Source organism: Pseudomonas sp. KK4, from assembly GCF_001984065.1.
Taxonomy (GTDB): domain Bacteria; phylum Pseudomonadota; class Gammaproteobacteria; order Pseudomonadales; family Pseudomonadaceae; genus Aquipseudomonas.
Genome location: NZ_LYVP01000013.1, coordinates 1 through 25,760, shown reverse-complemented (window position 1 = coordinate 25,760; position 25,760 = coordinate 1). Strand labels below are relative to the sequence as shown.

General features: G+C 61.0%; 24 protein-coding genes and 1 pseudogene. 9 read left to right on the top strand and 16 right to left on the bottom strand.

What is annotated here, in order from left to right; translation table 11 throughout:
- Window positions 1–3: 3 nt before the first annotated feature.
- From ureG to B0W55_RS29820, 6 genes are all read right to left on the bottom strand, one after another.
- Window positions 4–618, bottom strand: coding sequence for an urease accessory protein UreG (gene ureG / locus B0W55_RS07385; RefSeq protein ID WP_077045358.1), 615 nt, complete (start codon window positions 616–618; stop codon window positions 4–6).
- A gap of 24 nt (window positions 619–642) precedes the next feature.
- Window positions 643–1,317 (bottom strand): urease accessory protein UreF, encoded by a 675-nt coding sequence (locus tag B0W55_RS07380; protein ID WP_077045357.1) that lies wholly within the window; start codon window positions 1,315–1,317, stop codon window positions 643–645.
- Window positions 1,314–1,814, bottom strand: coding sequence for an urease accessory protein UreE (gene ureE / locus B0W55_RS07375; protein WP_077045356.1), 501 nt, complete (start codon window positions 1,812–1,814; stop codon window positions 1,314–1,316). The genes B0W55_RS07380 and ureE overlap by 4 nt, the downstream gene beginning before the upstream one ends.
- A gap of 270 nt (window positions 1,815–2,084) precedes the next feature.
- A complete protein-coding gene (locus tag B0W55_RS07370; protein WP_077045355.1) occupies window positions 2,085–2,717 on the bottom strand; it encodes a TetR family transcriptional regulator in 633 nt (210 codons plus the stop codon).
- Between the two features lie 175 nt (window positions 2,718–2,892).
- Window positions 2,893–3,273 (bottom strand): hypothetical protein, encoded by a 381-nt coding sequence (locus B0W55_RS07365; RefSeq protein WP_077045354.1) that lies wholly within the window; start codon window positions 3,271–3,273, stop codon window positions 2,893–2,895.
- Window positions 3,274–3,362: 89 nt separating this feature from the next.
- Window positions 3,363–3,545, bottom strand: coding sequence for a hypothetical protein (locus tag B0W55_RS29820; RefSeq protein ID WP_139340878.1), 183 nt, complete (start codon window positions 3,543–3,545; stop codon window positions 3,363–3,365).
- A gap of 117 nt (window positions 3,546–3,662) precedes the next feature.
- On the opposite strand from B0W55_RS29820, the gene B0W55_RS07360 reads away from it, so the two are divergent.
- Window positions 3,663–5,732, top strand: a complete 2,070-nt coding sequence (locus B0W55_RS07360) for an AsmA family protein (RefSeq protein ID WP_077045353.1) — start codon at window positions 3,663–3,665, stop codon at window positions 5,730–5,732.
- 128 nt (window positions 5,733–5,860) lie between these two features.
- On the opposite strand, the gene B0W55_RS07355 is transcribed toward B0W55_RS07360, so the two are convergent.
- Both B0W55_RS07355 and B0W55_RS07350 read right to left on the bottom strand, forming a co-directional pair.
- Entirely contained in the window at window positions 5,861–6,547 is a 687-nt protein-coding gene (locus tag B0W55_RS07355; RefSeq protein ID WP_077045352.1) for a hypothetical protein, read from the bottom strand.
- A 66-nt stretch (window positions 6,548–6,613) separates the two neighbouring features.
- Window positions 6,614–7,381 (bottom strand): hypothetical protein, encoded by a 768-nt coding sequence (locus B0W55_RS07350; RefSeq protein ID WP_077045351.1) that lies wholly within the window; start codon window positions 7,379–7,381, stop codon window positions 6,614–6,616.
- Window positions 7,382–7,603: 222 nt separating this feature from the next.
- On the opposite strand from B0W55_RS07350, the pseudogene B0W55_RS31520 reads away from it, so the two are divergent.
- Together B0W55_RS31520 and B0W55_RS07345 are read left to right on the top strand one after the other, a co-directional pair.
- Window positions 7,604–7,675: pseudogene (locus B0W55_RS31520) on the top strand (QacE family quaternary ammonium compound efflux SMR transporter); the annotation flags it as partial.
- Window positions 7,676–7,785: 110 nt separating this feature from the next.
- Window positions 7,786–8,676 (top strand): triacylglycerol lipase, encoded by an 891-nt coding sequence (locus B0W55_RS07345; RefSeq protein ID WP_077045350.1) that lies wholly within the window; start codon window positions 7,786–7,788, stop codon window positions 8,674–8,676.
- A gap of 142 nt (window positions 8,677–8,818) precedes the next feature.
- Here B0W55_RS07345 and B0W55_RS07340 read toward each other — a convergent pair whose 3' ends face one another.
- Complete coding sequence (locus tag B0W55_RS07340; RefSeq protein ID WP_077045349.1) at window positions 8,819–9,694, bottom strand: DMT family transporter; 876 nt, start codon at window positions 9,692–9,694, stop codon at window positions 8,819–8,821.
- A 96-nt stretch (window positions 9,695–9,790) separates the two neighbouring features.
- Here B0W55_RS07340 and B0W55_RS07335 point away from each other — a divergent pair, with 96 nt between their 5' ends.
- From B0W55_RS07335 to B0W55_RS07325, 3 genes are all read left to right on the top strand, one after another.
- Complete coding sequence (locus B0W55_RS07335; RefSeq protein WP_175645476.1) at window positions 9,791–10,585, top strand: helix-turn-helix transcriptional regulator; 795 nt, start codon at window positions 9,791–9,793, stop codon at window positions 10,583–10,585.
- 64 nt (window positions 10,586–10,649) lie between these two features.
- Window positions 10,650–10,955 (top strand): PsiF family protein, encoded by a 306-nt coding sequence (locus tag B0W55_RS07330; protein ID WP_077045347.1) that lies wholly within the window; start codon window positions 10,650–10,652, stop codon window positions 10,953–10,955.
- A 239-nt stretch (window positions 10,956–11,194) separates the two neighbouring features.
- Window positions 11,195–12,208, top strand: coding sequence for an AI-2E family transporter (locus B0W55_RS07325; protein WP_077045346.1), 1,014 nt, complete (start codon window positions 11,195–11,197; stop codon window positions 12,206–12,208).
- Window positions 12,209–12,332: 124 nt separating this feature from the next.
- On the opposite strand, the gene B0W55_RS07320 is transcribed toward B0W55_RS07325, so the two are convergent.
- Complete coding sequence (locus B0W55_RS07320) at window positions 12,333–13,607, bottom strand: Hsp70 family protein (RefSeq protein WP_077045345.1); 1,275 nt, start codon at window positions 13,605–13,607, stop codon at window positions 12,333–12,335.
- Between the two features lie 295 nt (window positions 13,608–13,902).
- Between B0W55_RS07320 and B0W55_RS07315 the strand changes: the two genes are divergently transcribed.
- Together B0W55_RS07315 and B0W55_RS07310 are read left to right on the top strand one after the other, a co-directional pair.
- Window positions 13,903–14,847: a DnaJ C-terminal domain-containing protein gene (locus B0W55_RS07315; protein ID WP_077045344.1), complete on the top strand. Its 945-nt coding sequence runs from the start codon at window positions 13,903–13,905 to the stop codon at window positions 14,845–14,847.
- A 24-nt stretch (window positions 14,848–14,871) separates the two neighbouring features.
- Window positions 14,872–15,177 carry a chaperone modulator CbpM gene (locus B0W55_RS07310; protein WP_077045343.1) on the top strand — a complete coding sequence of 102 codons (306 nt, stop codon included), beginning with the start codon at window positions 14,872–14,874 and terminating at the stop codon, window positions 15,175–15,177.
- A 176-nt stretch (window positions 15,178–15,353) separates the two neighbouring features.
- On the opposite strand, the gene B0W55_RS07305 is transcribed toward B0W55_RS07310, so the two are convergent.
- A complete protein-coding gene (locus tag B0W55_RS07305; protein ID WP_077045342.1) occupies window positions 15,354–16,481 on the bottom strand; it encodes a sensor histidine kinase KdpD in 1,128 nt (375 codons plus the stop codon).
- A gap of 370 nt (window positions 16,482–16,851) precedes the next feature.
- On the opposite strand from B0W55_RS07305, the gene B0W55_RS07300 reads away from it, so the two are divergent.
- Window positions 16,852–22,011: an NEL-type E3 ubiquitin ligase domain-containing protein gene (locus B0W55_RS07300; protein ID WP_077045341.1), complete on the top strand. Its 5,160-nt coding sequence runs from the start codon at window positions 16,852–16,854 to the stop codon at window positions 22,009–22,011.
- Between the two features lie 105 nt (window positions 22,012–22,116).
- On the opposite strand, the gene ureC is transcribed toward B0W55_RS07300, so the two are convergent.
- From ureC to ureA, 5 genes are all read right to left on the bottom strand, one after another.
- Window positions 22,117–23,817: an urease subunit alpha gene (gene ureC, locus B0W55_RS07295; RefSeq protein ID WP_077045340.1), complete on the bottom strand. Its 1,701-nt coding sequence runs from the start codon at window positions 23,815–23,817 to the stop codon at window positions 22,117–22,119.
- 139 nt (window positions 23,818–23,956) lie between these two features.
- Entirely contained in the window at window positions 23,957–24,262 is a 306-nt protein-coding gene (locus B0W55_RS07290; protein ID WP_077045339.1) for an urease subunit beta, read from the bottom strand.
- Window positions 24,262–24,795, bottom strand: a complete 534-nt coding sequence (locus tag B0W55_RS07285) for a GNAT family N-acetyltransferase (RefSeq protein ID WP_077045338.1) — start codon at window positions 24,793–24,795, stop codon at window positions 24,262–24,264. The genes B0W55_RS07290 and B0W55_RS07285 overlap by 1 nt, the downstream gene beginning before the upstream one ends.
- A 6-nt stretch (window positions 24,796–24,801) precedes the next feature.
- Window positions 24,802–25,335 carry a GNAT family N-acetyltransferase gene (locus tag B0W55_RS07280; protein ID WP_077045337.1) on the bottom strand — a complete coding sequence of 178 codons (534 nt, stop codon included), beginning with the start codon at window positions 25,333–25,335 and terminating at the stop codon, window positions 24,802–24,804.
- A gap of 9 nt (window positions 25,336–25,344) precedes the next feature.
- On the bottom strand, window positions 25,345–25,647 hold the full coding sequence (gene ureA / locus B0W55_RS07275; protein ID WP_077045336.1) for an urease subunit gamma: 303 nt from the start codon (window positions 25,645–25,647) through the stop codon (window positions 25,345–25,347).
- Window positions 25,648–25,760: the final 113 nt, after the last annotated feature.

Below are 25,760 nucleotides of genomic sequence, written 5' to 3'. Positions count from 1 at the left end.
GGTTCAGGCTGCGGTCAGCAAGCCTTGGCGTTCGATGAAGGCAATGATTTCTTCCAGACCCTGACCGGTTTTCTGGTTGCTGAAGACGAACGGCTTGCCGTTGCGCATGCGTGTGGTGTCGCTGTCCATCAAGGTCAGCGAAGCACCCACCAGCGGCGCCAGGTCGATCTTGTTGATCACCAGCAGGTCGGATTTGCAGATGCCGGGCCCGCCCTTGCGCGGCAGCTTGTCGCCGGCGGAAACGTCGATCACGTAAATGGTCAGGTCCGACAGTTCCGGGCTGAAGGTCGCCGACAGGTTGTCGCCACCGGACTCCACCAGAATCAGGTCCAGCCCCGGAAAGCGGCGGTTGAGTTGATCCACGGCTTCGAGGTTGATCGAGGCGTCCTCGCGGATCGCCGTGTGCGGGCAGCCGCCGGTTTCCACGCCGATGATGCGTTCCGGCGCCAGGGCCTGGTTGCGCACCAGAAAGTCGGCGTCCTCACGGGTGTAGATGTCGTTGGTCACCACCGCCAGGTTGTAGCGATCGCGCAGGGCCAGGCACAGGGCCAGGGTCAGGGCGGTCTTGCCGGAGCCGACCGGGCCGCCGATGCCGACGCGCAGAGGTTGTGTGTTCATGTGATTCTCCAAAATCAACAGGTCCTAGGAACGGAACAGACGGCTGTACTGGCGCTCGTGGGCCATGCACGCCAGGGACAGGCCAAACGCGGCGCTGCCGAAGTGTTCGGGGTTGAGCCGGGTGGCGTCGTGCTGGGCCTGTTGCAGCAGGGGCAACAGTTCGCTGGTCAGGCGCTGGGCCGCTTGCTGGCCCAGCGGCAGGGTCTTCATCAGCACCGCCAGTTGGTTTTCCAGCCAGCTCCAGAGCCACGCAGCCAAGGCATCCTGCGGGCTGATGCCCCAGGCTCGGGCCGCCAGGGCCCAACCGAGCGCCAGATGCGGCTCGGGGCGTTGCGCGAGAAAGGCGCGGGCTGGCGCGTCCAGTTCGGGCAAACCGTTGAGCAACTGTTGCAGGGAATAGCCCATCTGCCGGCTCTCCTGATGCAGTTCGCGGGTTTCCCGGCTGGCGCGGTGTTCTTCGCAGCGTTGCAGCAATTCGCCCCAGTTTTCTTCGGTGGCGGCCAGGCAATGGGCGAGCAGCACCGGGGCTTCGAAGCGGGCGAGGTTGAGCAATAATTGATCACTGATCCAGCATCGCGCGCTGTCGGGATCGTGCACGCGGCCATTTTCCACGGCCATCTCCAGGCCTTGGGAATAGCTGTAGCCGCCAATCGGCAACTGCGGACTGGCCAGACGCAGCAGCGCCCAGGCGGGATTCATGTGCGCACGCCGAACTGGTGCAATTTGGGCGGATAGTTGAAGTCTTCGTCGCCATGGCGCGAATGATGGTGGCCGCCGCCGTAGGCCCCGTGCTCCGGCTGGAACGGCGCTTCGATCTGCTCGCAAGTGGCGCCGAGCTGATCGAGCATGGCTTTGAGCACGTAGTCGTCGAGCAGGCGCAACCAGCCATCGCCCACCTGCAGCGCGACATGGCGGTTGCCCAGGTGATAGGCGGCGCGGGTCAGTTCAAAGGCGTTGGCGCAGGTGACGTGCAGCAGCTGCTCGGGGCGTGCGCAGACGCGCACGATGCGCCCGTCTTCGGCCTGCAGGCATTCGCCGTCAGACAGCGGCGACTGACCGCGCTCCAAAAACAACCCGACGTCTTCGCCCTCGGCACTGAAACAGCGCAAACGGCTTTTGCTCCGGGCTTCGAAGGTCAGGTGCAACTCGGCGGACCAGACAGGTTGAGGGTCGATTCTGCGGTGAATCACCAGCATCGCAAAGCTTCCAGCAGTGGACAATGCACAGGCTAGAGCAAGGGGCTTGCCAATCGGCGGGATGCGTAGGAAATGCCTGACGGAATTGGGGCATGCGGCAAAATGGGGCGCGGGAATTGAGCGGGGTTGGTGCGAAGTGGGTTTTGACGCACCATCTTGAAGCATTACTGCTTGCCTGTGGGAGCGGGCTTGCTCGCGAAAGCGGTGTGTCAAACAACTTCTACGGCGACTGACACGCCCTATTCGCGAGCAAGCCCGCTCCCACCGGGATTATTCGGTGCTGCCCAAGCCTTGCCAGTGCTTGAGGCCGATGAAGATGAAGCGCAACTGCTGGGTAATCTTCGCCTGGGGCGTCAGATGCTCGGGCAGCGCTTCGGCCGGCGGGTCGATGATGTCAGGCAAGGTGGCGAACACGCTTTTGACGATCAGGTCAGCCACGACGCTCAGGCCATCGATGTCCAGGTGCTGCAACTTGGGCATCAGCGAGAGGTCGGCTGCGAGGTCAGAGCTGATGTCTTCGCGCAAACGGCCAATGGCCAGGCGCACCGGCAACGAGCCGCCGTATTGCTCGCGGGCCAGGAACAGGAATTGCGAACGGTTGGCGCTGACCACGTCAAGAAAGATCCGCACCGACGCATCGATGATGCCGCCCATGACGAATTCGTTGTGTCGCACCAGGCGGATGGTTTCCCGGAAGGTCTGGCCCACCTCGCACACCAGCGCCAGGCCCAGTTCGTCCATGTCAGCGAAATGCCGGTAGAAACCGGTCGGCACGATCCCGGCGGTTTTCGCCACTTCACGCAGGCTCAGGCTGCCGAATCCGCGGCCGCCTTCCATCAAGTGACGGGCAGCGTCCATCAGGGCACAGCGGGTTTGTTGTTTCTGTTCGGCGCGAGGCAGCATCGCAAGGGTGTTTTCTGTAGAAGAAGAGCGGCGCACTCTAGCAAATCGGCTTTGCCGGCGTCGAACGGCGATCGGGAGAAATCAAGCGTGGAAGTGCAGTATCGACTGGCTCAGGCGCCAGAAAATCAAAAGCCCAATCCGGCGATTGGGCTTTTTTTCAGAGCGGCCACGGGGCTTAGCTCACGCTGCTGTTGCGTTCGATAACACGGTCACCACCACCTTCAGCCAGGATTTGGCCAGGGGTACGATCGGAGCCGTCAGCGGCAACGTTTTGACCTTGTGGGGTCTGGTCGTAGCCATCTTCAGCGACGGTTTGGCCTTGTGGAGTTTGGTCGTAGCCGTCTTCGGTGATCAGGCCTTTGTCTTTCAGGCGATCGTTGCCACCTTCGGCCAGGGTTTGGCCTGGAGTGCGGTCGGAACCATCGGCAGCGACGGTCTGGCTGAATACCGAGTGGCTGTCTTTGACTTGCGGGGTAGCCTGTTCAGCGGCCGGCAGCGCAAATGCAGTGCTGGCTAAAAGAGAGAGGGTAAGGCTGAGCAATAATTGGCGTTTCATGATTTGGGTGCTCCGTAGGAGGGCAATAAAGTGGGTACGAGTGCAATGCTACTCTCGATAAGTCGATATAAAAGTTCATAAACGCAATGTTAATAATCAACGGAATTGATTGTTCTCTGCAGGCCTTGTAAACCGGGGCTTTCAGGCCCGCGCTTTTGCACCGAGGTGGGTATTTTCGACTCACACTTGCCGCACGAAAGTGCGGGGCCGGTAACGCTGACAGTGACCGGCAGGTCATCGAGCGACCAATCGATTGCCGGAAAATCGGTCATCGGATTAAACCTGCGGGCCGTTTTTCAGTCGTAGATTCCATAGCGGGCCGCTTCTGGCCCAGCGTTTCTCATGTGCGTCGCGGTCAGGGCGCTCAGCCGTATCAGGAGCTTTGTGCAATGACGCGCACTCGTAAAATTCTCGCCTGGACCTTCAGCATCCTCATGGTGTTGCTGGCCGTGCTGGTGCTGGTCATCGTGTTCTTCGATTGGAACCGGATCAAACCACCGCTCAATGCCAAGGTGTCCGAAGAGCTGCATCGACCCTTTGCCATCGATGGCAACCTCTCGGTGATCTGGCGTCGCGAGTTGGATGAAGGCGGCTGGCGCGCCTGGGTGCCGTGGCCGCATGTGGTGGCCGAGGACCTGCGCCTGGGCAACCCGGACTGGTCCAAAGCGCCGAACATGGCCACCCTCAAGCGCGTGGAGTTGCGCATTTCGCCCCTGGCCTTGCTGACCCGGCGCGTGGTGATCCCGCGCATCGACCTCACCGAGCCCAACGCCGACCTGCAACGCCTGGCCGACGGTCGCGCCAACTGGGTATTCAAGTTCGATCCGAAAGACCCCAACGCCGAGCCTTCGTCCTGGGTGGTGGACATCGGCGCCATCGGTTTCGACAAGGGCCACGTCACCCTCGATGACCAGACCCTGAAAACCCAACTCGACGTGTTGATCGATCCGTTGGGCAAACCCATTCCCTTCAACGAAATCGTCGGCGACAAAGCCGCGAAAACCGCGCAGGAGAAGGGCGGGGCACCGCAGGACTACGCCTTTGGCCTCAAGGTCAAAGGTCAGTATCACGCGCAGAAACTGGCAGGCCAGGGCAAGATTGGTGGGCTCCTGGCGCTGCAGGACGCGGCCAGGCCGTTCCCGTTGCAGGCACAGGTGAAGATCGCTGACACCAGTGTCGAGCTCGCCGGGACCCTGACCGATCCCATGAACCTCGGCGCCCTGGACTTGCGCCTGAAACTGGCCGGCACCAGCCTTGGCAACCTCTATCCATTGACCGGCGTGACCCTGCCGGACACCCCGCCCTACGCCACCGACGGTCACCTGATCGCCAAGCTGCATGAGCCGGGCGGCGCGGTGTTTCGCTATGAAGAGTTCAACGGCACCATTGGCGCCAGCGATATCCACGGCAACCTGAGCTACGTCGCCAGCAAGCCGCGGCCGAAACTCAGCGGTGCGTTGCTTTCCAATCAGTTGCTGTTTGCCGACCTGGCGCCGCTGATCGGTGCCGACTCCAACGCCAAGCAAAAGGCCCGCGGCGGCGAGAGCAAGCAGCCGACGGACAAGGTACTACCGGTCGAAGAGTTCAAGACCGATCGCTGGCGTGACATGGACGCCGATGTCGAATTCACCGGCAAACGCATCGTCCACAGTGAAAAACTGCCGTTCAACGACCTTTACACGCATCTGGTATTGAATGACGGTGTGCTCAGTCTGGAGCCTCTGCGCTTTGGTGTTGCGGGCGGCAAGCTGGATGCGCAGATTCGCCTGAACGGTCACACCGAGCCGTTGGAGGGCACGGCGAAGCTGACCGCCCGTGGCTTCAAGCTCAAACAGTTGTTCCCGACCTTCGAACCGATGAAAACCAGTTTCGGCGAGCTCAATGGTGATGCCGATATCAGCGGTCGCGGCAACTCGGTGGCCAAGTTGCTGGGCGGTGCCAACGGCAACCTGAAAATGCTGATCAACGACGGCGCCATCAGTCGCGAGTTGATGGAGCTGGCCGGGTTGAACGTCGGCAACTATGTCGTGGGCAAGATCTTTGGCGACAAGGAAGTGAAGATCAATTGCGCGGCGGCTGACTTCGACATCAAGACTGGCTTGGCGACGACACGCCTGTTCGTCTTCGATACCGAGAACGCCATCATCTATATCGACGGCACGGCGAACATGGCGACCGAGCAACTGGACCTTACAGTCACCCCGGAATCCAAGGGCTGGCGTCTGATCTCCCTGCGTTCGCCGTTGTATGTGCGGGGCAAGTTCATCAAGCCTGACGCGGGGGTGAAAGCCGTGCCCCTGATGCTGCGCGGGGCGGGGATGGTAGCACTGGGTGTGATCGCCGCACCGGCCGCCGGGTTGCTGGCGTTGGTCGCGCCCAGTGGCGGCGAACCGAACCAGTGCGCGCCGTTGCTGGAGCAGATGAAAGCGGGCAAGGCACCCAAGACCGTAAAGAACTGAAGCTTCGCTTTAAGTAGGAGCGAGCATGCTCGCGATGAACCTGAGAACACCGCGGGGTGTCAGGTTGCCAGCGTTATCGTTGACGACCATCGCGAGCGAGCTCGCCCATACAGGTTTGTGGGTGGGTGCTACGCCAGACGACTGGGCGTCGGCACATGCAGTAGATCGGTATCGATGTGATGGCCGATCTTCTTGATGACCGTTGCCCGCAGGTTGTCGTACTGACGCGCATCGAGTGAACTGACCAGCAACCAGGTATTGGGTTTTCCATCCTTGATAGCGTCGAGCACAGGTTGATCCAGGATGTCGATGCCAATCCCTTGGGCCGACTTGAAGGCGACCTGCAGGGTGATGATGCTTGCGTTGCTGCGAACAATCGTCAATCGGGCTGAAGCGCAGGCATTGGTCTCATCGCAGGGCGCAAAGGTATTGGCCTGGAGCTTGTCGATCATGGCTTTGGTTGCCTGCGATTGAGATCCCGGCTTTTTCAATTGCAGGAAAGCATTGAGTAGCCCCTGCTTTTCTTCTTTCGTCAGGGTATTGCCTGTCGTCGTTTCAATGATCTTCAGGAGGCTTTTGGCCGAGAATTCTTGACGCTTGAGTTCCCGGCTTTTTGTAATCCAGCCTATTTTGCTGACCGTATCCACATAACCCGCCCACAAGGCGTCCTGGTTGTCCGAGTGCTTTGAAGTGGAGGCAAGTTCGCCGAGCAGGCTGGAGTTTAGAATGTCGTTTTTAAAGCTTTCGGCATGCGGGCCGCAGAATGCGGTGATGCTGCCGTTGACTAGATAAATGTCAAATGACGGAGTTGGCATGATTAAGGGTGCTCAATGAGTATTGCTTGAATCGGAAACGATTTCCGATTCAAGCAATATTTTATTTTAGAAATCTGGAAGTTCTTCGATAAACTTTTGCCCGGCTTCACTGTACTTTTGGTACATCGCGTTGCGCAGTCCAGAAAATACTTTGTTATCCAGATAAGTTCGCACTGCGCCGGTTTTAATGGTGGTGGATTGTTTTGTGGATTTCCAAAACAGAATGCCTCGCGTGCTTTCTCTGGCATCCAGGGATATGCAGTTGAGGACCATGTTCGCCTGGTTGTTGTTATCGACCCAGACCGGGGCGATGTCGAACTTGGCCTGTTTGCCGAGCTTGAATTCACGGTTGAAAATATCGATCGCGCGAGGATTCTTTTGCACGGCCTCTACCGCCTGACTGCCGACATGGGCCAGAACCTGCGCGGCGTTGGCGCCGATCAACCCTTTGGCGATCTCCAGTGAGACCTGATCCATCGTCAAGCCGACGCGGCGAATGGTCACCTCCTGAATGTCCTTGTTCTGGATGACCCAGCCCAGATTTTTCAGGCCCTCGACGTAATATTTGTACCACTCGAACAGTTGAGCGTCTTCCGGGTATTTTTTGGACGCGGCGTTTTGCATGACCAATTTGCAGAGGTTGACGTCGTCGATGGTTTGCTGCGGTACGCCGGGGAGAAACGCATCAATGGTGCCCGGCATGACGCTGGCCGTTGGTTTGTTGATGTCATGGGGCGGTTTGTCTTGCCCGAAGTCTGTAAACGCTCTTGGCGTAATGACAGTTGGCAGCGCCGCCAGGGAGTCGATGAATTCAAGTCGTTTTTCAAGAAGCATGAAAGTAGTCCTTTACTTATTTATAAAACAACCATGGGGTTGTGGTTGGTAGAGTAATTTCATTCAAGCAAAAGTCTATTCATGGTTTGTAACTTTGAATATTTCGACGGTGTGGTTGTTTTTTATTAGTTGCAGTTATTGGGTTTAATTAATCAGTTTCGAGGTCGGCGGACGTTCAACCCAGAGCCGCCCGGACAAAGACGCTTGCTCTTGCAACCTGAAGTACTGCTGGGGGAAAGCCTCAGTGCGGTGAAGCTGCTGTCGGTGGGGCTGATCGTGGGGGCGGGGCTGAAGCAGGGCGGATGTCATAGACTGGTCGTCCAGTTGTCATCTTCGCTGGCGATGCTTGGCGGATGTCTTGCATCGCGCCTTGCGTCAGCACTCGATCACAAGGAAGTCCACCCATGTCGCAAGGTTCGTCCACGCGTTATCCCCTGGTGCTGGTCCCGGGAATGCTCGGGTTTGTCCGGTTGCTGTTGTATCCGTACTGGTACGGGATCCTGTCGGCGCTGCGCCAGGGTGGTGCGGTGGTGTTCGCGGTGCAGGTCTCGCCGCTCAATTCCAGTGAAGTGCGCGGCGAGCAGTTGCTGGCGCGGATCGAGGAGATTTTGCGCGAGACGGGCGCGGAAAAGGTCAACCTGATCGGCCACAGCCAGGGCTCCCTGACAGCCCGCTACGCGGCGGCCAGACGACCGGATCGGGTGGCGTCCGTGACCTCGGTGGCGGGGCCCAATCATGGCTCTGAATTGGCCGACTACCTGCACAAACATTATCCCCATGACAGCGCCAGGGGCCGGCTGCTGAGCTTTTTGCTGCGGGTGATCGCCGTGTTGATGGGCTGGATGGAAACCGGTTATCGCGGACCGAAGCTGCCTGTGGATATCCACGCCTCGCACCACTCGCTCACCACTGAAGGCGTGGCGCTGTTCAATCAGCGTTATCCACAGGGGTTGCCCGACACTTGGGGCGGGCACGGGCCGGAAGAAGTCAACGGCGTGCGTTATTACTCCTGGTCCGGCACCCTGCAACCGGGCCGGACCAATCGCGGGCGTAATCTGCTCGATGGCACTAACCGCACCTGCCGGTTGTTCGCCAGGACCTTCGTGCGTGAAGCCGGGCATTGCGACGGGATGGTCGGACGCTACAGCTCGCACCTGGGGACGGTGATTGGCGATGAGTATCCGCTGGATCACTTCGACATCGTCAATCAGTCGCTGGGGTTGGTGGGGAAGGGGGCAGAGCCGATTCGACTGTTTGTCGAGCATGCGGCGCGCTTGAAAGCGGCGGGGCTGTAGATGATCTGTGGCGAGGGAGCTTGCTCCCGCTGGGCTGCGAAGCAGCCCAAAATCCAGACATCCGGCAGTAGCTGACACACCGCATCGCCTGATTTACGACGGCTGCGCCGCCGAACGGGAGCAAGCTCCCTCGCCACAAAAGCTACGCGCGTCCTAAAACCGTGGTCCAGCGCTCCGAAACAATCACCCCACCCAAGGTCAACACTCCGCCCACCAGGTGATACACCGCCAACTGCTCACGCAACACCACCGCCGCAATCAACGCCGTCATCACCGGCAGCAGATTGAAGAACAGCGTGGTCCGACTCGGTCCCAACCGCACCACCGCCTGCATCCACGCCAGGGGTGCCACCATCGAGGCCAGCAAACAGGCATACAGCACCAGTGGGATGTTCTGCAGGTTCAGACCGATTTTCGGCGAGATGAGAAACAACGGGAACAACACCACCACCGCCACCAGCACCTGCAAATACAGCAATACCAGCGGTGGCAATTTCAGCTGCCATTTCTTCAGCAGCGTGCTGTAGATCGCATAGGCCAGGGTGGCCACCAGCATCATCGCATCGCCCAGGTTCACCCCGTGATCGAGCAGCACTGCCAGGCTGCCGTTCGAGACCACCACCAGCACTCCGGCGAACGACAGCACCGCACCGGCCAGGGCGCCGGCGGTCAGGCGCTGGCCGAGGCTGATGATCGCCATGGCCAGGGACATCAACGGCATCAGTGACAGGATGATGCCCATGTTGGTGGCGGTGGTCAGGCCCGCGGCGAAGTACGCCAGGCTTTGATAGACCGCCATGCCGAGCACGCCGAGGATGAAAATCCTGCCCAGGTTCGGTCGCACCATTGGCCAGTGAGCGATCAGCGGTTTGAGCATGAACGGGGTGAACAGCAAGCCCGCGAGCAGCCAGCGGTAAAAACCGATCTCGGCGGGGTGGATCGCCCCGGCCGACATCTTGGTGATCACGGTGTTGCCCGCCCAGATGAAAATGGCCAGCAGGGGATAAGCGTATTGCATCGGGAAAAACCAGAACGTTGATGAGCGCCGATTATCCTCTGTCCGGTTGCAGGCCTATACTTCGATCCAGACAACCCATCCTTGATGACGGACAGCATGAGCAGTCAACACATCGATCTGCTGGATTTCAGCGAACTGCCAGCCCCGGTGTACTTCCGCTACGCCGATTTTGACGCGCACCGGTTTGCCTCGGCCCATCGTCACCCGTGGGGCACCCTGGAATACGCGGCCCATGGCGTGCTGCACATGGAAATCGGCGGCAGCCGCTTCATGTCGCCGCCGCAGTACGCGGTCTGGGTGCCACCGCAGATCGAGCACAGCTTCTATAGCAATCAACCGGTCAATTACCGCGCGGTCTGTCTGGCCCCCAGCCATTGCCGCGACCTGCCACAGCACGCGTGCACCCTGGCCATCAGCGACATCCTCAAGGCCATCCTCAAGGACTTCGCCACCCGTGACGTGAAAATCCCTGAGCGAGACGCGGACCAGCGCCTGGCCCAGGTGCTGGTGGACCAGTTGCAACAGGCACCCACGCACGAGTGCTACCTGCCGTACGCCAGCAGCCCGGGCTTGCTGGGCATTCTCCAAGCCTTGCAGAACGAGCCCGGGGATAGCCGGCCGCTGGCCGATTGGGCGACGCAGATCCATGTGAGTGAGCGCACCCTGGCGCGGCAATTCATCCGCGAGTTGGGCATGAGCTTCGGCGAGTGGCGCCAGCGCCTGCGATTCCTGGCGGCCATCGAAGCATTGGACAGCCAGCGCAGTATTCAGGAAATCGCCTTCGACATGGGCTACAGCACCGGTTCGGCTTTCATCGCGATGTTCCAGCGCCAGGCCGGTTGTACGCCAGAGCAGTATCGGCGCAGCCACTTGGAGAGCAGGAAGGTGTAACAGCTGTTGTCTACACTTCAGAGCGAGGCCGTTCCCCTCGGTGCGGCGACAAGGAGAAAACTCCATGAAGATGTTGCGTGTCCCTTTGTTGATGATCGGGTTGCTGCTCTGCTCCCAGGGTTTTGCCGCCACTGCCCAGCAGAACAAGATGACCACCTGCAACGCCGACGCCACTGCAAAAAGCCTCAAGGGCGACGAGCGCAAAGCCTTCATGAGCACGTGCCTCAAGGCAGCACCGGCCGCCAACGACGCCGGCAAGGCTCTGACGCCGCAGCAAGAGAAAATGAAAACCTGCAACGCCGCTGCCGCGACCAAGGCCCTGAAGGGCGATGAACGCAAGGCATTCATGAGTGATTGTCTGAAGAAATAATAATCTCCGGGTCGGTTTATTCAGCGATAGTGAGGGCCCCTTCGCGAGCAAGCACGCTCCCACAATGGATCTTCGTACACAGGGCAAATGTGGGAGCGGGCTTGCTCGCGAAGAAGGCCTCAAGTGCAATAAAAAAACGTGTGCAACCCCCGACCAAGGTCGCCCCACACAATCCCTAGTGCTGTCACCGGAACGCTGGCAGACTGCCAATCCTTTTACGCTGTTCGTTTTGAGGCTGTATGCCAACGTTTTCTCAACGTCATGTATTGCTGGTCATCAGTTGGGTCATCATTTTTGGCGGGCTGCTGCTGGTCCTTCCGTTGCGGTTGCTGCCCAGCCTGCTGGCCGGGTTGCTGGTGTTCGAACTGGTCAACATGCTCACCCCGCAATTGCAGCGGCTGATCGAAGGTCGGCGTGCGCGCTGGCTGGCGGTGGCGTTGCTGGGGACACTGGTGGTCAGTGTGCTGACGCTGATCTTCGCCGGCGCCATCAGTTTCCTGCTGCATGAAGCGGAAAACCCTGGGGCGTCCCTCGACAAATTCATGCACGTGGTCGACCGCGCCCGCGGTCAGTTGCCGCCCTTCATCGATGCCTACCTGCCGGCCAGCGCCGCGGAGTTCCGGGTGGCGATCGGCGAGTGGATGAGCAAGCACCTGAGCGACTTGCAACTGGTTGGCAAGGACGCGGCGCACATGTTCGTGACCTTGCTGATCGGCATGGTGCTGGGCGCGATCATCGCTCTGCAGCGAGTGCCGGACCTGACCAAGCGCAAGCCCCTGGCCGCGGCGCTGTTCGATCGCCTGCACCTGTTGGTCCAGGCTTTTCGCAACATCGTCTTCGCGCAAATCAAGATTTCCCTGCTCAACACCTTCTTCACCGGGATCTTCCTGGCGGTGGTGCTGCCGATGTTCGGCATCAAGCTGCCATTGACCAAGACCCTGATCGTGCTGACCTTCCTGCTCGGCCTGTTGCCGGTGATCGGCAACCTGATGTCCAACACCCTGATCACCATCGTCGGCCTGTCGCTGTCGATCTGGGTGGCCATTGCGGCACTGGGTTACCTGATTTTCATTCACAAGCTCGAGTACTTCCTCAACGCGCGCATCGTCGGCGGGCAGATCAGTGCCAAGTCTTGGGAGTTGCTGCTGGCGATGCTGGTGTTCGAAGCCGCGTTCGGCCTGCCGGGAGTGGTAGCGGGGCCGATTTATTACGCGTACCTGAAGAGCGAGTTGAAGCAGGTGGGGATGGTTTGATCGGGTAGAGATGTGTTGCCTGGTCTGACGCCTTCGCGAGCAAGCCCGCTCCCACAATGGATCTGCGTACACAGGACAAATGTGGGAGCGGGCTTGCTCGCGAAGGGCGCACCGCGGTTTTGGGTCAGCCCATCGAGCCGTAACGCTTGGCCGCCTCGATCGCCAAGCCGCTGCCAATGCTGCCAAAGATATTGCCTTCCACATGCTGCGCATTCGGCAGCATCGCCGAGATGCTGTTGCGCAGGGCCGGGATGCCGCTCGAGCCGCCGGTGAAGAACACCGTATCCACCTGATCGACCCGTACATCGGCGTCCGCCAGCAACTGGGTCACGCTGTTGCGCACCCGCTCCAGCAAGTTGTCGATCGCCGATTCGAACAGTACGCGGCTCAGCTCAACGCTCAAGCCTGGCTCGATGCGGTCCAGCGGGACATGGCGGCTGTCGGCGTGGGTCAGCTGGATCTTGGTTTCTTCCACTTCCATCGCCAGCCAGTGCCCGGCGCGCTGTTCAATCAGTTTGAACAGGCGATCGATGCCGCCGGTGTCCTCGATGTCGTAGCGCATGCTGCCCAGGGCCAGTTGCGATTTCTGCGAGTACACCGAGTTGATGGTGTGCCAGGTCGCCAGGTTCATGTGGTGGCTGGTGGGCATGTAGGCGCCGCTCTTCATGCGGCTGCCGTAGCCGAACAGCGGCATCAGGCCTTGCAGGCTCAGCTGTTTGTCGAAGTCGGTCCCGCCGATGTGCACGCCGCCGGTGGCCAGGATGTCGTCGTGACGGTTGTCATGGGTGCGGCGCTCCGGGGACAGGCGCACCAGGGAGAAGTCCGAGGTACCGCCGCCGATGTCGACGATCAGCACCAGCTCTTCCTTCTCGATGGTCGACTCGTAGTCGAACGCCGCCGCGATCGGCTCGTACTGGAACGAGACGTCTTTGAAGCCGATGGCACGGGCCACGTCCACCAGGGTGTTTTCCGCTTCCTGGTCGGCCATTTCATCGTCATCGACGAAGAACACCGGACGGCCCAGTACCACTTCTTCGAATTCCCGACCGGCGGTGGCCTCGGCGCGCTTCTTCAACTGGCCGATGAACAGCCCGAGCAGGTCCTTGAACGGCATCGCCGTGCCCAGGACGCTGGTGTCGTGCTTGATCAGCTTGGAACCCAGCAGGCTCTTGAGCGAGCGCATCAGGCGGCCTTCGTAGCCTTCGAGGTATTCGTGCAGTGCCAGGCGGCCGTACACCGGGCGGCGTTCTTCCATGTTGAAGAACACCACCGACGGCAGGGTGATCTTGTCGTCCTCCAGCGCAATCAGCGTTTCCATGCCGGGGCGCAGCCAGCCGACGGTGGAGTTGGACGTGCCGAAGTCGATGCCGCAGGCACGGGCTGGAGATGCGTTTTTCATGTCTTTCAGGTTCCGGTTAAAAAACGGCCGCGCAGTGTATGTCAGCGCGACGCAGAATCGAAGGCCGACTATCCGCTAAATCTTGCCATCGCGCCTTGAAAGACGTGCCATCACCCCCAAACTACCCTGCATCAACCGGCCAGCCGCGCCGCGACCGCAAGTCGCCACGCCTGCTGCCGATAAACTTCTGATGCGCTGACCGGTCACAACCTTGAGATCGATCAACCTCTGCGCTGCAAACGGGCGCATGCTGTGGCAGGTGGCGCGATTTCGATAACGGATGGTGATTCCCGCGATGGACTTCAAAGACTATTACAAGATTCTCGGTGTGGAACCGACGGCAGACGACAAGGCGATCAAGGCTGCCTATCGCAAGCTGGCGCGCAAATACCACCCCGACGTCAGCAAGGAAAAGGACGCCGAGGCCAAGTTCAAGGACGCCTCGGAGGCTTATGAAGCGCTGAAAAGCGCCGACAAGCGCGCCGAATACGACGACCTGCGCAAATACGGCCAGCACGGCCAGCCGTTCCAGGGCCCGCCGGGCTGGCAGAGCCGTGGCGGGTTCGGCGGCGGTGGTCAGGACGCCGGTGATTTCTCGGACTTCTTCAGTTCGATTTTCGGCAACCGCGGCCCCGGTTTCGGTGGCGGCGAGTCCCGTCGCAGCAGTGGTCGTCGAGGGCAGGACGTGGAAATGGAACTGGGCATTTTCCTTGAGGAAACCCTGTCGAACGAGTCGAAGAAGGTCACCTTCCAGGTGCCGCAGTACAACGCGGCCGGGCAGCACGTCAGCAACACCCCTAAAAGCCTGAACGTGAAGATCCCCGCCGGCGTCACCGACGGCGAACGCATCCGCCTCAAGGGCCAGGGCGCGCCGGGCATCGGTGGCGGCGCCAATGGCGATCTGTACCTGACCATCCGTTTTGCGCCGCACCCCAAGTTCGATGTCGAAGGCGAGAACCTGATCATCACACTGCCGCTGGCACCGTGGGAACTGGCGCTGGGCACCGAAGTGGCGGTGCCGACCCTGACCGGCAAGATCAACCTCAAGGTCCCGGCCGGCAGCCAGAATGGCCAGCGCATGCGCGCCAAGGGCCACGGCCTGCTGAACAAGGCCGGCGAGCGCGGTTATCTGTTCGTGCAACTCAAAGCCGTCATGCCGAAGAAATCCGACGATGACATCAAGGCCTTGTGGCAGGAACTGGCGAAGAAAGCCGCCTTCGACCCCAGAGAGAATTTCTGATACTGAACCAAGGAGTCACTGACCATGAGCAGTCCCCTGATCGTTCAACTGGACCTGGCAGAATTCTGTGAGGCGACCGACCTGTCGGACGTCTACGTGATCGAAATCGTCGAACACGGCATCCTCGAACCTCAGGGTGCCTTGCCCAGGGATTGGCTTTTTACCGATTACGAACTGGCGCTGGCCAAACGCGCTGCCAAGCTGCGTCATGATCTGGAACTGGATTGGGAAGGTGTAGCCCTGGCGCTTGATTTGCTCGAAGAAGTCCAGCAGTTACGGGCTGAAAACCGGATGCTCAAGCAGCGACTGGGGCGGTTGGTGGTGGAATAGCTTTCATTGCCATAACACTGAACCTGTGGCGAGGGAGCTTGCTCCCGTCGGGCTGCGCAGCAGCCCTTATATGCCAGAATCGCATTGGATTTTTTCGACCGCTGCGCGCTCGAGCGGGAGCAAGCTCCCTCGCCACAAAAGCTCCCTCGCCACAAAAGCTCGCAGGCTACAACCCGCTAGGCCTTCCTGGGCAACACCACCGTAAACAACGTCCCCGCCGCCTCACTGGAGCTGACCTCGATCGTTCCTTTGTGAGCGTCGACCACTTCCTTGACGATAAACAACCCTAACCCCAGGCTGGTGGACGGCTGCCCGACTACTTCATCAGCGCTGCGCACCAGCGGATCGAAGATCGTGCCGATCGCGTCCTCGGCAATCGGCACTCCGTAGTTATGCACCGTCAGGCGGATGCTGTCTGGCATCCCGGTGAGGGTCACCGTTACCTCACGCTTGTTCGTGCCATGCTGCATGGCGTTGCCGATGAGATTTTGCAGCAACTGACCCAGTCGCGAGGCGTCCCAGACGCCGTGGGTATCGCCTTCGATCTTCACCGTCGGATCGCATTCGGGGTTGCCTGCGCAGGCCTGGGCGACCGCCTCGTGCGTCAAGGTGGCCAGGTCCATCGACGCCGGTTCGATCGGCAGGCTTTTGCCCAGGCGACTGCGCACCAGCTCCAGCAAATCGCTGACCATTGCTGCCATATGCAGCGCGCCGTGCTTGATGTTGTTGGCGCAGACCAGTGCATCGCCTTGCAGCGTGGTTTTGCGTAGCAACAACTCGGTGGACATGCTCACCGCCTGCAGCGGCGCGCGCAGGTCGTGGCCCAGGATCGCCAGGAAAATATCCCGCGAACGATTGACCTGTTCGGCGTAGGCCGCGGTGGATTCGGCCAAGGCTTCGTCGATGGCTTCGTTGAACCGGATCATGTCCTGGAAGTAGGTCATGTCCGGGGATTCCAGGCTGCCCACCCACAGGCGAATCACACAGGCGCGCAGGTGGCGGAATTCGCTGGTCATCTGCACCAGATCGAAACCCACGGTATGGCGCAATTCGCCATGGCTGGCGCCGGCCTGGTCCAGGCTCGGGGTCTTCTCCGGACCTTCGCCCTTGGCCTTGGCCATCTGCTCGCCGGTGGTCTGAGGCTTGGTCATGTCCCGCGCGGCGGCTAGCAAAATCGCCTTGGCGTGGTCGCGCAAGGCTACCTGATCCATGTGTTCGGCTGCCGGGGTGATGGTTCTGGCGAACTGTTCCCATTCATCGACGATACGGTCCGCCTGTTGCCTGATGAAATCGGGTAATCGCATGGTGCCGGGTCCTGGTAGGTGAAAGCGAAGCGTGTCGCAATAGTAGACCCTTTGCGGCGGGAGTAAACCTGCCGCAGGGCGGCGGTACGATGCGCCTTTATCGTGTTGAAACACAGGTGCAATTGCGCACTTTTTTCCAGCACCATGGGACCGCACGATCCTGTAGCAGCCTGCGTCCGGCTACGCAGCAGTCGTAAACCTGATTGCAGAATCTACCTGAAGCGCCGCCTCGTCTGAATGGGCGACTTCTTCGCGGCCGAACGCAGCCTCGCAGGCTCGGCCGCCGCTACAGGGCGGTACATATGTAGGCTTTTTCCACAGGGCCGCTGGTTAGGCTGATGGCTCACCCATCAGTCACGGATGACCTGTCATGACCGACTCAACCACACCGCCTTTAACTTCTGAAGGCTCGTTCACCACCGATCTTCGCGGCGTGCACTACGACTTCCTCAAAGACCGCATCCCCCATTGGTTTACCCAGGCGAGCACCCAGCGCCAGACGGAACTGGGCAGCCACGAGTTGCAACTGCCGAACTGGTACCGCAGCGCCACGCCCGAGCAGAGGAAAGCCCTGGCGGACAGCCACAGGCGCTTTCGCGAGACCCTCAACAGCGTCGACTCCAGCCTGGGCCAGATCAAGGACGTGTTCGAGTTTGCCGAGCAGCCGCTCAAGGACGCGATCAAGGCGACCTTCAACCTGGATCTGGACGTCAAAAATGTCTACTTCGCCCGCAAATACGGCCTCAAGGGGCGGGATGATTTGTACGGGGTTTTCATTTTCGATCAGCAACACGACCCGCGCCTGAACACCGAATACCGTGGCATTTCGCTGCTCGAGGCGGCGCTGGCCAACTTCGGACCCGACGAAGAAAAGCCCCTGGCGTGCAACGACTGCCAGATCATCACCACATGGGGCAGTTACGACGACATCTTCCCCACCTTCGAAACGCTCAAGTCACAAGCCGTCGACATCGCTCCCCACGCGTTCGCCAAGCTCTGCCGCACCCTGGACCTGGGGGCGAAATACCAGCAACACATCAAGGACCTCGTGCAACCTGAGGACGACAGCGAGCGCAAGGCCCTGGAACAGGCCCTTGAGGAACACCTGCAACAGCAATTGGCTGTGGCCACCGAAGCCGGTCGCTTGCAATTGGCGATAGGGACCCATGGCGGTATCGAACAGGGCATCGGTGGCGGCGTGTACCGGATGCTTCAGCAAGTGCTGGGCAATGACGGTAGCGCCACGCTGGACGGTCGGCCGGTGACCTTCGCGGCGTTGAAGCTGTTTGACATCGAACTGGTGGGGCCGCTGCTGATCGGACCGAATCGCAAAGAGGCCAATCAGGTCGAGCGCCTGGCGGTGTACCTGCCCAACGACCCCCGGCAGCCGCTCAAGGAATATGCCTCCAGTGGCGAGTTCATGGTGGACCTGCGCACCCGCTTGCACAGCGCCGAATTCCGCCGTTATTTCAGTCAGTTCGTGCCCGTGCGTCAGCAGGGCGTGTTCATCAGCCAGCTGAGCGCGTTGTACAACACCACGAACCTCAGCCTCCATGCGGATTACCCGCTGCAAACCAGGCCGGCGAAGCTGCCGATGGGCGAGGCGGCAATCGAGGGCGAGGTGTGGCAGCAGCTGCGTGAAAACGCGATCAACAGGATCTGCAACGACGCGCGAGCAGTCGCGGTGCCGACCGATGACGAGGACCGTGCCGCGCGCATGGAAAGGCTGCAGAGCTACTTCGACGCCGCCAACAGCGTGTTCAACCTCGCCGCCTTCGTGGTGCCGGTGATCGGCCCGATAATGCTCACCATGGGCGCCGCGCAACTGTGTGACGAGGTGTTCGAGGGCATCGAGGCCTATGAACGGGGCGAGCCGAAGGAAATGTGGGCGCACCTGGCCAGCGTCGCGCTGAACGTGGCGTTCGTCGGTACCGGCGCGGCGGTGCTGCCCAAGGTCCAGGTGTCGAGCGTGGTGGACTCGCTCAAGCAGGTCAGGCTGGCCGACGGCAAACAGAAGCTGTGGAAGCCTGACATGGCGCCGTACAAGGCGTCCGTCACGCTGCCGACCGAGGCCACGCCCAATGAGCAGGGCCTGCATGCCCACGAGGGGCAGACGGTGTTGCCCCTGGACGGTGACCACTACCTGGTGGAGCAGGGCACGGTCGACGGGCAATACCGGATCAAGCACCCGACCCGTGCCGGCGCCTATTCGCCCGAACTCACGCACAACGGCCAGGGCGCCTGGCACCATGAAGCGGAGCATCCGCAGACCTGGGAAGGCGCAACGCTGATGCGCCGGCTCGGCCCGATGGCGCAGGGTTTGAGCGACGCGGAACTGGAACACGTCCGTCAGACCAGCGGTGTCAATGACGATGTGCTGCGTCGGGTGCATGCCAAGGGCGAACCCGTGCCAGCGATCCTGTTGGAAACCCTGAAGAAGTTCAGGGCCCACGGCGAAGCGGTGAAGGTCGCTGAAGGGATCGACAAGAGTCCGTACTCGGTCTACGCGGCGCCCTTGGCCGTCGAGTTGCCGGGCTGGCCGGCGCACAAGGCGATCGAGGCGTTTTCGGCGGATCAACTGAACGGCCCTTCAACCCAGTACGGCAACCCGGATGCTTCAGCGCAAAATACCCTTCAGGTCACGCTGTCGGACGTGATGAGCGGCCGGCTGTTGGAGCGCATCATCACGTTCCTGAGCGAGGACGAGATCAAGGCGCTGCTGCCCCACTACACGCCCAACACGACCGAGCAACGGATCGCCGCCCTGCGCGACCGGCTGCAGGAGCAAGCGCTCAAGGCAAGGGCGCGGATAACCGACAGCCGCTATGCCGAGCGCCAGGCACCTGCCGATCAAGCCGTCGCCGTGGTAAAGCGCGATTTCAGCGGCTTGCCTGCGTCGATGATTCAAGAGTTGCTGATCGACGCCACGCCTGCCGAACTGAGCCGATTGAACAGCGAACGGCGCGTACCGCTGCGCATCGCCGAGGGCGCTCGCCGGTTGCAGCAGCAAGTGCGTCTGAGCCGCGCCGCCGAGGGCTTGTCCATGGAAGCTCTGGCCAACAAGGACACCGAGACCCTGGCGCTCAATACGCTGGCGGCCTTGCCGGGCTGGTCGAGCGATCTGCGCATCGAGGTGCGTGAGGGTGACCTCGAGGGCGAGTTGCGCGCCAGTGTCGGCCCCGAAGACGCCAGCGAGCGCAAGGTGCTGGTGCGCCGGGGCGACGGCCGCTACGAGGCCCGCACCGACCGCGACGAACACCTGCATGGCATCGACGATCTGTTCAGCTCGCTGCAGCACGCCTTGCCCGATCGCCACCGCAAGGCGATTGGCCTGCCTGAAGTTTCCCAAGGCGCGCAATTGAAAGCGAAAATCATCGAGCATCAGTTGAGCCCGGATCAACTGCGGCCGCTGCTGAAGATGCAACCGCGTCGAAACCCATTCTTCAGGGCGCCCATGCGCCTGTCGGGCGAGCGCATCGGTTACCCCCTGAGCGATCACCCGGACGTTCCCCAGTGGCATAAAAGGCTCAGGGCGCGGATTCGCAAGTTGTATCCCACCATGGAGGAGGCGGAGCTCGAACAGCATGTCGCGACCATGGTGGCCGAAGGCGACGAACTGTTGAGGCTCCGTGAGCGCGAGTTCGGCGGGCTCTTCAACACCTTGCGCAACTGGCAACGGGAGCTTTTGGAAAGTGCATCGGCACAAGAGCGATCGACCCGTGCCTTTCGCCGAAAACAGCGCGCGCGCAAAGCGATCAGCGAGGCTTTGCTCGAGGCCTGGCGGTACGAAGGGCCGTTGGACTTTGACAATACCGGGTTGCCTCAAGGGCAATACCTCGACCTGTCGAACGTCAAATTGTATGACCAACTCGATGAGTTGCCGCCGCTGGCAGCGAATTTCGATCACGTCACCTACCTGAATGTGTCCGGCACCGGCATCGTCGATAACGCCAACGGTTTTTTGCGAAACTTCAAGCGCTTGCGCAAGCTGGACATGAGCAATAACGAATTGGTCGAGTTGCCGGAGAACCTGGGGCGAATGGTGCGCCTGACGGACCTGGACCTGTCGGAAAACCTGATCAAGCTCGATCCGCCGGCGGTCGCTCAATTGCGCCAGTTGCAGCATCTACGCTACCTGGGACTTGAGGTCAATCCGCTGGAGTTGTCGCCGGACATCAGTCAGATGCCGGATCTGCAGCGGGTTTTGTTGGCCGTGACCGGCATCGATGGCTGGCCGGTGGGTGTGTTCGATCAGCCACGGCCGCGCACTTTCTATCTGGATTTGAGCGGCAATGAAATCCGCAACATTCCACAGGTGGCGCGGGGGACGGCGCAGGCGGAGATCGTCGCGCGTACGGTCATCAGCGAGGAACCGGCGGCGATTTCCGCACAGAACCTGCAAAGGGTCAGGGACTATGCCGAGTCCGTCGGGTTCGATCCGGTTCGGCCGATCCCGGCCCAAGGTGTGCTCGACAGTTCGCGATGGACCGCGGGACTGACAGAGCAACAATGGAAGGCCAAGCAGAACGCGTGGGCGGATCTTGAACGGGAAGCGGGGTCGGAGGCGTTTTTCCGCGAGTTGAGGAAGCTGTCGCAGTCGGCCGATGCCCTGTCCAAAGACGAAAAGGCCAACGCCGAATTGTGCGACAGGGTCTGGCAAATGATTGAAGCGGCTGTCGCGAACAAGGAACTGCGCACGACCCTGTTCAACATGGCCACCGCCCCGGGGACCTGTGTCGACGCCAGCTCGCTTCTGTTCAATACCATGGGTGTCGAGGTCCTGGTTTACCAGGCTTATGAACTGGGCAAGATCGACCTGACCGAAGCTCGTTTGCTGGAGCTGGCCAGAGGCAAATCTCGTCTGGATGAGCTGGGCAAGATTGCGTCCGAGCGGGTTGAGGCATTGCAGGCCGAAGGGTTCCACCATGTCGAGTTCGATGAGCTTGGGGCACCGGTTCCCCACTATGACGCCGCGGGCAATCTGCTCGACGATATCGATCATGTGGAAATCCATTTGACCTACCCCACGCAGTTGGCCGAGCGCCTGGATTTGCCGTGGCAGTCCAGGGAAATGGCGTACCGGGCAACCCAGGTTACGCAGCAAATGGTGGAGGACGCCTACGTGCGCGTGTTGGCAAAGGAGGAGGGATCGCTGTTGCAGGCTCAGCTGGCTGAACAGCCCTTCTGGGAGAACTACCTGCATCAGGTTTATGCGCAGGAGATCAAGGCGCTGCGGGCCAGGGGCGAGCAGTTGCTGGACTTGCAGGCTGCGCAGCAGGAGTGGCTGGACACCGATTCCGGTGTGCACAAAATTTACTGGCGCTCGGAAATCACCCGCCTGGCGGAACTGCTCGGCAAGCCGGCCAGCGAGGTGAAACCGGGGATGGTCATGAGCGATGAAGAGTACACCGCCGAGATGAGCGACCTGGGGGTGCGGGAGAAAGCGCTGATGTTCAAACTGACCGGTGAAGCCATGCAGCGGCACAAGTTGCAGCGGGTAGAGATGCCCTTCAAGGTCGAAGGCCTGTAGGAGCGAGGATGCTCGCGATGAATGCGCCGGCAGCGCGGGCATTCAGACAGCCCGCGTCATCGTTGACCTCCATCGCGAGTGAACTCGCTCCTGCAAGGCGTTCGTTCAGAACAGGAAATACCGCTGGGCCATCGGTAGGGTTTCTGCCGGTTCGCACCACAGCAGAACGCCATCGGCCTTGACCTGATAGGTCTGCGGATCGACGTCGATGTTCGGCAGGTAATCGTTGTGGATCAGGTCGGTTTTCTGCACGTCGCGGCAACCCTTGACCACAGCGATTTTTTTCTTCAAGCCCAAGGTTTCGGCAAGACCGGCCGCTTGCGCCGCCTGGCTGATGAAGGTCAGGCTGGTGGCGTGCAGCGAGCCGCCGTAGCTGGCGAACATCGGGCGGTAATGCACCGGTTGCGGCGTCGGAATCGAGGCATTCGCGTCACCCATCAGGCTCGCCGCAATGGCGCCGCCCTTGAGAATCAGCGTCGGCTTGACCCCGAAAAACGCCGGCCGCCACAGCACCAGATCCGCCCATTTACCCACCTCCACCGAGCCCACCTCATGGCTGATGCCGTGGGTGATCGCCGGGTTGATGGTGTACTTGGCGATGTAGCGTTTGGCGCGGAAGTTATCGTTGCCTGCGCCGTCGCCGGGCAGCGGACCACGCTGTTTTTTCATCTTGTCGGCGGTCTGCCAAGTGCGGGTGATGACTTCGCCGACCCGGCCCATGGCCTGGCTGTCGGAGCTGATCATCGAGAACGCACCGAGGTCGTGGAGGATGTCTTCGGCGGCAATCGTCTCGCGGCGGATGCGACTCTCGGCGAAGGCCACGTCTTCGGCAATGCTCGGGTCCAGGTGGTGGCAGACCATCAGCATGTCCAGGTGTTCGTCGATGGTGTTGCGGGTGAACGGCCGGGTCGGGTTGGTCGAGCTCGGCAATACGTTGGCGAAACCGCAGGCCTTGATGATGTCCGGCGCATGACCGCCGCCCGCGCCTTCGGTGTGATAGGTGTGGATGGTGCGGCCCTTGAACGCGGCGAGGGTGGTTTCGACGAAACCGGATTCGTTGAGGGTGTCGGTGTGGATCGCCACCTGCACGTCGTACTGGTCGGCGACGCTCAGGCAGTTGTCGATGCTCGCCGGGGTGGTTCCCCAGTCCTCGTGCAGCTTGAGGCCGATGGCGCCGGCCTTGACCTGTTCGATCAAGGGTTCCGGCAGGCTGGCGTTGCCCTTGCCGGTCAGGCCGATGTTCATTGGGAAGGCGTCTGCCGCCTGGAGCATGCGCGCCAGGTGCCAGGGCCCCGAGGTACAGGTGGTGGCATTGGTGCCGGTGGCCGGGCCGGTGCCGCCGCCGATCATGGTGGTGACGCCGCTCATCAGCGCTTCTTCGATCTGCTGCGGGCAGATGAAGTGGATGTGGGTGTCGATGCCGCCAGCGGTGAGGATCATGCCTTCACCGGCGATGACTTCGGTGCCGGCGCCGATGGCGATGGTCACGTTCGGTTGCACGTCCGGGTTGCCCGCTTTGCCGATCCCGGCCACGCGCCCGTCCTTGAGGCCGACGTCGGCCTTGACGATGCCCCAGTGGTCGATGATCAGCGCGTTGGTGATCACCGTGTCGACCACCTCGGCGGCGAGCAACTGGCTCTGCCCCTGGCCATCGCGGATGACTTTGCCGCCACCGAATTTCACTTCTTCGCCGTAGGTGGTGAAGTCCTGCTCCACTTCGATCCACAGCTCGGTATCGGCCAGGCGCACCTTGTCGCCGACGGTGGGACCGAACATGTCGGCATAGGCTTGACGGGAAATCTTCATTCGTTCGCCTTGAGATTCAATTGAATTTGAAACCGCTCGCTGCGCTCACTATCGCGGGCAAGCCCGTTCCCACAGGGAACACCGCAAACCTGTGGGAGCGGGCTTGCCCGCGAAGAGGCCGGTACAGACAACAAAAAGCCTACAGGTCACCCATGATCCGCCCGGCGAAGCCGAACACCCGGCGATGCCCGGCCAGGTCCACCAGTTCCACCTCGCGGCTCTGCCCCGGCTCGAAGCGCACGGCGGTGCCGGCGGGGATGTTCAGGCGCATGCCGCGGCTGGCGGCGCGGTCGAAGGCGAGGGCGTCGTTGGTTTCGAAAAAGTGATAGTGCGAGCCGACCTGGATCGGCCGGTCGCCGCTGTTGGCCACCGTCAGGCTGATCGTGCGGCGGCCTGCGTTGAGTTCGATGTCGCCGGGCTGGATCTGATATTCACCGGGAATCATCAATGGGCTCCTTGGAGAATCTTGTAATAGAGGGCAGTCGGTTTGTAGCGACCGCTCGGGTCGCAGGCGTAGTCGGGGATTTCACCGGCACGGGTATACCCCAGCGCCTTGTAGAAGTCTTCGGCGGGGGAACCCGCCTCGGTGTCGAGGTAGAGCATGCCGCGCTTGAGCTGCAGCGCCGCCTGCTCCAAAGCCGACATCAACTGCTGGCCCAGGCCACGGCGCCGCGCATGCTCGCGCACCAGCAGCTTCTGCACCTCGGCGCGATTCAGGCCGTTGGCTTTCTGGCACAAGGTCAACTGCACGCTGGCCTGCACCTGTTCATCCTTGACCACCACCCACAGCAACACATTGCCCTTGTTCAGGTTGTCCTGGACTTCATCGAAATAGGCGCAGGCCTGGGCGGCATCCAGATCGGCCATGAAGCCAACGCTGGCGCCATAACCGACCGCATCGAGCAGCAGGTCGATCAGACCCTGACGATAATGCGCAAAGCTTTCAACGTTGACGCGTCGCAGTTGGGCGGGGTTCATCAGGCATTACTCCTTGCCGGCGCTCGGGGGTTCAGCGCCAGGGTTGAGGGTCAGTTGCATGAAGGTCAGGTCCAGCCAGCGCCCGAACTTGGTGCCCACCTGGGGCATTTGCCCGGTGGTCACGAAGCCTGCGCGCTCGTGCAGGCGAATGGACGCGGCGTTGCCGCTTTCGATGGCAGCGACCATCACGTGCTTGCCGCAACCTTTGGCGCGCTCGATCAGTACGTCCATCAGTTTCGGCCCCAGGCCGTTGCCGCGCTGGTCGCTGCGCACGTAGACCGAGTGCTCGACGGTGTGGCGAAAACCGTCGAACGGCCGCCAGTCACCGAATGAAGCGTAGCCCAGCACCGCGTTGTCGGCGTTGACGATCACCAGGATCGGGTAGCTTTGTGATTGCCGGGCGCTGAACCAGGCCTGGCGGTTGCCCAGGTCCACGGCCTGTTCATTCCAGATCGCAGTGGTGTTGAGCACGGCGTCGTTGTAGATGTCGCGGATCGCCGGCAGGTCGGCGTGCACGGCATCGCGAATGGTGTAAGTCATGGCGTGGCCTCAAGCGATCGGTTGATGGACGGTGACCAGTTTGGTGCCGTCAGGGAAGGTGGCTTCGACCTGGATCTCCGGGATCATTTCCGGGATGCCTTCCATCACTTGTTCGCGGTTGAGCAGGGTGGTGCCGTAGTGCATCAGCTCGGCCACAGTCTGGCCGTCACGGGCGCCTTCGAGCAGCGCCGCGGAGATATAGGCCATGGCTTCCGGGTAATTGAGTTTCACGCCGCGGGCCAATCGCCGCTCGGCGACGAGGCCGGCGGTGAAGATCAGCAGCTTGTCTTTTTCGCGTGGGGTCAGGTCCATCGTAGACATCCATCAAGGCAGATAAAAAATTCGGATCTGTTAACGCATGACCCTGTGGGAGCGGGCTTGCTCGCGAATGCGGTGTGTCATGGGACATCAATGTTGTTTGATAC

Bases quoted from the DNA above. Each gene is read 5' to 3' on its own strand.
- ureE (WP_077045356.1), bottom strand. From the start codon at position 1,814: ATGCTGGTGATTCACCGCAGAATCGACCCTCAACCTGTCTGGTCCGCC.
- B0W55_RS07350 (WP_077045351.1), bottom strand. From the start codon at position 7,381: ATGCTTCTTGAAAAACGACTTGAATTCATCGACTCCCTGGCGGCGCTG.
- B0W55_RS07355 (WP_077045352.1), bottom strand. From the start codon at position 6,547: ATGCCAACTCCGTCATTTGACATTTATCTAGTCAACGGCAGCATCACC.
- B0W55_RS07360 (WP_077045353.1), top strand. From the start codon at position 3,663: ATGACGCGCACTCGTAAAATTCTCGCCTGGACCTTCAGCATCCTCATG.
- B0W55_RS07315 (WP_077045344.1), top strand. From the start codon at position 13,903: ATGGACTTCAAAGACTATTACAAGATTCTCGGTGTGGAACCGACGGCA.
- ureG (WP_077045358.1), bottom strand. From the start codon at position 618: ATGAACACACAACCTCTGCGCGTCGGCATCGGCGGCCCGGTCGGCTCC.
- B0W55_RS07290 (WP_077045339.1), bottom strand. From the start codon at position 24,262: ATGATTCCCGGTGAATATCAGATCCAGCCCGGCGACATCGAACTCAAC.
- ureA (WP_077045336.1), bottom strand. From the start codon at position 25,647: ATGGACCTGACCCCACGCGAAAAAGACAAGCTGCTGATCTTCACCGCC.
- B0W55_RS29820 (WP_139340878.1), bottom strand. From the start codon at position 3,545: ATGACCGATTTTCCGGCAATCGATTGGTCGCTCGATGACCTGCCGGTC.
- B0W55_RS07280 (WP_077045337.1), bottom strand. From the start codon at position 25,335: ATGACTTACACCATTCGCGATGCCGTGCACGCCGACCTGCCGGCGATC.
- B0W55_RS07320 (WP_077045345.1), bottom strand. From the start codon at position 13,607: ATGAAAAACGCATCTCCAGCCCGTGCCTGCGGCATCGACTTCGGCACG.
- B0W55_RS07285 (WP_077045338.1), bottom strand. From the start codon at position 24,795: ATGAACCCCGCCCAACTGCGACGCGTCAACGTTGAAAGCTTTGCGCAT.
- ureC (WP_077045340.1), bottom strand. From the start codon at position 23,817: ATGAAGATTTCCCGTCAAGCCTATGCCGACATGTTCGGTCCCACCGTC.
- B0W55_RS07325 (WP_077045346.1), top strand. From the start codon at position 11,195: ATGCCAACGTTTTCTCAACGTCATGTATTGCTGGTCATCAGTTGGGTC.
- B0W55_RS07365 (WP_077045354.1), bottom strand. From the start codon at position 3,273: ATGAAACGCCAATTATTGCTCAGCCTTACCCTCTCTCTTTTAGCCAGC.
- B0W55_RS07335 (WP_175645476.1), top strand. From the start codon at position 9,791: ATGAGCAGTCAACACATCGATCTGCTGGATTTCAGCGAACTGCCAGCC.
- B0W55_RS07370 (WP_077045355.1), bottom strand. From the start codon at position 2,717: ATGCTGCCTCGCGCCGAACAGAAACAACAAACCCGCTGTGCCCTGATG.
- B0W55_RS07300 (WP_077045341.1), top strand. From the start codon at position 16,852: ATGACCGACTCAACCACACCGCCTTTAACTTCTGAAGGCTCGTTCACC.
- B0W55_RS07380 (WP_077045357.1), bottom strand. From the start codon at position 1,317: ATGAATCCCGCCTGGGCGCTGCTGCGTCTGGCCAGTCCGCAGTTGCCG.
- B0W55_RS07305 (WP_077045342.1), bottom strand. From the start codon at position 16,481: ATGCGATTACCCGATTTCATCAGGCAACAGGCGGACCGTATCGTCGAT.
- B0W55_RS07310 (WP_077045343.1), top strand. From the start codon at position 14,872: ATGAGCAGTCCCCTGATCGTTCAACTGGACCTGGCAGAATTCTGTGAG.
- B0W55_RS07345 (WP_077045350.1), top strand. From the start codon at position 7,786: ATGTCGCAAGGTTCGTCCACGCGTTATCCCCTGGTGCTGGTCCCGGGA.
- B0W55_RS07330 (WP_077045347.1), top strand. From the start codon at position 10,650: ATGAAGATGTTGCGTGTCCCTTTGTTGATGATCGGGTTGCTGCTCTGC.
- B0W55_RS07340 (WP_077045349.1), bottom strand. From the start codon at position 9,694: ATGCAATACGCTTATCCCCTGCTGGCCATTTTCATCTGGGCGGGCAAC.